Source organism: Moorena sp. SIO4G3, from assembly GCF_010692305.1.
GTDB lineage: Bacteria > Cyanobacteriota > Cyanobacteriia > Cyanobacteriales > Coleofasciculaceae > Moorena > Moorena producens_A.
This window is the reverse complement of the sequence record NZ_JAAHIG010000560.1, coordinates 1-4,105: the sequence shown is the minus strand read 5'-3', so window position 1 is coordinate 4,105 and position 4,105 is coordinate 1. Positions and strand designations below refer to the sequence as shown.

4 protein-coding genes are annotated in these 4,105 nt (G+C 43.1%); 3 read left to right on the top strand and 1 reads right to left on the bottom strand.

Annotated elements, in window-relative coordinates; all coding sequences use genetic code 11:
* Positions 1-133 precede the first annotated feature (133 nt).
* Entirely contained in the window at positions 134-2,326 is a 2,193-nt protein-coding gene (locus F6J99_RS42690) for a tyrosine-protein kinase domain-containing protein (RefSeq protein ID WP_293122906.1), read from the top strand.
* Between the two features lie 47 nt (positions 2,327-2,373).
* Here F6J99_RS42690 and F6J99_RS42685 read toward each other — a convergent pair whose 3' ends face one another.
* Positions 2,374-2,514, bottom strand: coding sequence for a hypothetical protein (locus F6J99_RS42685; protein ID WP_293122903.1), 141 nt, complete (start codon positions 2,512-2,514; stop codon positions 2,374-2,376).
* 63 nt (positions 2,515-2,577) lie between these two features.
* Between F6J99_RS42685 and F6J99_RS42680 the strand changes: the two genes are divergently transcribed.
* A complete protein-coding gene (locus F6J99_RS42680) occupies positions 2,578-2,823 on the top strand; it encodes a hypothetical protein (protein ID WP_293122900.1) in 246 nt (81 codons plus the stop codon).
* A gap of 202 nt (positions 2,824-3,025) precedes the next feature.
* A partial coding sequence (locus F6J99_RS42675) for a glycosyltransferase (protein ID WP_293122897.1) occupies positions 3,026-4,105 on the top strand: 1,080 nt, incomplete at its 3' end.

Genomic DNA, 4,105 nt, shown 5'->3' with positions numbered 1-4,105 from the left:
GTTATAAACCTGGACAATCCGGATTATTGCCCTGAGAGTTGGTAATTATTAGTGTCTCCCTGCAAAAATTAGCATCCTCTTGGATATACAACAGGGGGCTGAAACCTTATCAACTAGTTAAAGGGGTAGACAATTGCAACAACTAACATTAAACGAGCAAGATGAGTTAAATACTCCTCAAAAAGGATTAAATCTCGGTCCGCTTTTGAGGATTGCCCGACGCCAAGCCATGGTGGTTTCAGGGATTGCAGGTTTAGTGACTGTTGCTGCTACATTTTTGAGTAGCAAATCTCCCTCTATATATTCAGGTAATTTTCAGCTGTTAGTTGAACCAGTCACATCTGCTGCAGCAATATCCACTGAACCAATGACACTTACTCGGGGTCAGGGAACAATACCTGGTGCGGGAAATTTTGAACTGGACTATGCAACTCAGATTAAAATCCTAACTAGTCCTGAAATCTTATCTAAAATCGTCAATAAAATTAAATTTCAGTATCCAGAGTTTACCCTTGGGCTACTTCAGTATTCTTTAACAGTTGAACGTCTCGAAGAAGAAAGTCAAGGTGAAAATACTAAAATCCTATCAATTACTTATAGTGGGACAGATCCCAAACTAGTAGAGTTGGTCTTAAAGACAACAGCTGAAGAATATGAGAAGTATAGTTTAGAAGACCGAAAAACCCGCATTGGTCAAGGGGTTAATTTTATTAATACTCAACTTCCTAAATTACAGGATAGAGTTAATAGTCTCCAAGGTAATTTGCAAAATTTGCAACAGCAGTATCAGCTAATTGAGCCTCAATTTGATGGGGAGCAATTGTCGAATAAAGTTCGTCAAATTGGCGACCAACAAAGAGATACAACCAGGCAGCTACAAGAGCTAATAAACTTAAAAAACAGCTTACAAAGACAATTAAAACTATCGCCAACTGAAGCTTTAGCTTCTTCAGCATTAAGTGAAGATCCTAACTATCAAAAATTACTTGCTGATCTTAAAGAAATAGAAAGTCAAATTGCGATAGAATCCGCTCGCTTTCAGCCAGATAGCCCTAATATTCAAACCCTATTAGAGCAACGGCAAAACCTACAAAATCTTCTCAATCGGGAACTACAACGGATTCTGGGTCAGAACTTAGGAGGTCAACCGATTAACCCCCGAGTGCGAACCCTTCAAAATCCAATTCGTTTACAACTGATTCAACAATTGGTTGATACCACCAACCAAATTGAGGTACTACAGGTTCGTAATCAGGCACTGATACAAACCAAAAACACTGTTGATCGCGAAGTCCAAGAATTCCCGATTTTTGTCCGTAAGTATAATGATCTACAGCGGCAGTTACAAATTGCTACTCAAACTCTCAACCAACTGGAAACTCAGAAAGAGACCTTACAGGTGGAGAAAGCTCAACGTGAAGTGCCTTGGGAGATAGTTTCTAAACCTCAGCTTTTACGCGATCCGACCGGTAAACCGATCGCAGAATCTAGTCAGAATAAGTTGATATTTCTAGGAGTTATGGGCGGTTTAAGCTTAGGGATGGGTACAGTTATCCTTTATGATAAGTCTCGGAATATATTTTATGAAATAAAGGATATTGAAGAAGGCCATAATTTACCGGTTTTAGGAGAAATACCATTTAGTAAAAATCCTGAACTATTCAATAATTATAGTGTAGATTTTAACAACGATGATGACAATAAATCTGAGGATCATCGATTTAAAAAAGCATTCGACTCTCTCTACACTAACATGCATTTTCGCTTCTGTAATCCACCCCTGCGCTCCATCGCCATTTGCTCGGCTATGGCTGGGGATGGTAAGTCTAGTGTAGCCTTAAACCTAGCACACATGGCAGCCTCCAAAGGTCAGCGAGTTCTATTAGTAGATGCTAATCTCCATTCACCTCAACTTCACACCAATTTGAATTTACAGAACTTGCCAGGACTGAGGGATTTGCTATCAAACGACCAAGAGGTTGTGATGGAGCGATCGCCTTTCTCAGATAATCTTTTTGTGTTGACTTCTGGGCAATCTTTAGTAGATTATGCTCAAGATCTGGCGTCTACTCGCATGGAAAAGATTATGGGGCATTTTCAGGAAAAATTTGACTTGGTTATCTATGACACTCCTAATCTACTGAACTATACAGACGCCAATTTCCTGGCTGCCAATACAGATGGAATCTTGATGGTGGTCGGATTAAGAGGAACTAAGAAATCTCAATTCAAGCAAGTCCTCGATCAAATAGACAGGTTTGGCTTAACCTGTCTGGGGGTAGTAGTTAATCGTGTCCAACCATCTTCCCTGACTGTCTCACCCTAGAACATCGGTTGTTGAAGGGTTTAAGGTTGAAGGTTGAAGGTTGAAGGTTAGCTGGTTGAAGGTTGAAGGTTAGCTGGTTGAAGGTTGAAGGTTGAAGGTTGAAGGGGTGAAGGGTTGTTCGCGTAGCGTGGCCATTCGCGTAGCGTGGCCATTCGCGTAGCGTGGCCAAAGGCCAAGGCCAAGGCCAAGGTTTTAAGGTTTTAAGGTTTTAAGGTTGAATTTGAAGGTTTTAAGGTTAGCTGGTTGTTCGCGTGCGCGTTCAAACAGCCAACCTTCAACCAGCCAACCTTCAACCTGCTAACCTTCAACCAGCTAACCTTCAACCTGCCAACCTTCAACCTGCCAACCTTCAACCTGCCAACCTTCAACCTGCCAACCTTGGCCAAAAGGCCACGGGTGCGCGAACAACCAAAACTTATTCTGCCGGACAGGATATGACCTATCCCCGATTCGATCGCAATCCGGATTCTGAGTTCACACTTAGTAAGAACAATTAGGAAGATACTGTCACCAAACTTGCTTTAGTCTGAGGAAGCAGCAAAATTGGTACGGACATGGAGTCTAATCAAGTGATGTTAATGAAGGGGTGACATCCCTTGAAACATTTGAAGATTTTTCTCGATCTATTCCATCTCTTAGATAAGGTGTCAATCTACGAAAAATTCCTAGAAACAGACATACCGTTGCCCCGAGTTCACGATGACAATTGCCTATCTAGTTAATCAATATCCTAAGGTAAGTCACAGCTTCATCCGGCGAGAGATTGCAGGTGTTGAGGCTTGCGGTATTCAAGTCAAACGTTTTTCTATCCGTTCCTGCGCCTCTCAATTAGTTGATCCAGCCGATCAACTAGAGCTACAGAAGACTCGATTTGTCTTAGGAGTTGGCATCGTGGGCTTGTGTTTTAGCCTATTACGCACTGCCTTAACCAGACCGATACGTCTTTTGAAGACCCTAGGGCTGACCCTCAAAATCGGCTGGGGTTCAGACCGAGGAGTTTTGAATCATCTAGCCTACTTAGCTGAGGCTTGCGTTCTGCTGGGTTGGTTTTCTGAGTCAGATATTGAAAGGGTTCACGCCCACTTCGGAACAAACTCAACTACAGTAGCGATGTTATGTCATGCTCTGGGTGGACCATCTTACAGCTTCACAGTTCATGGTCCAGAAGAGTTTGATAAATCTCAACTTTTAGCTTTAAGAGAAAAAATCAACCGAGCTGCTTTTGTGGTCGCTGTTAGCTCCTTTGGCAAAAGCCAGCTTTATCGATGGTGCAGCCACAATCAGTGGTCAAAAATCCATGTGATCCACTGTGGTGTGGATGAGATGTTTTTGAGTAAACCCCACACCCCCATACCAGACGTGCCACGCTTAGTTTGCGTTGGTCGCCTCAGTGAACAAAAAGGACATCTACTCTTGATTGAAGCGGCGCATCAGTTAGCGGCTGAGGGCTTGCAGTTCAAGTTGGTACTAGTGGGTGATGGACCGTTGCGATCGCAAATTGAAGGGACTATTGCCCAGTTGGGTTTGCAAGACCACATTGAAATTACTGGCTGGGCTAGTAATACTGAGGTTCAGCAACAAATTTTAGCAGCACGAGCTCTAGTACTGCCCAGCTTTGCGGAAGGATTACCAGTCGTGCTCATGGAAGCTTTAGCCGTGGGTCGTCCAGTGATTACTACTTATGTTGCTGGGATACCTGAGTTGGTGAGTGATGGCAGCTGTGGTTGGCTAGTGCCACCCGGTTCTGTTGAAGCCTTAACCGCAGCAATGGCTGAAGCA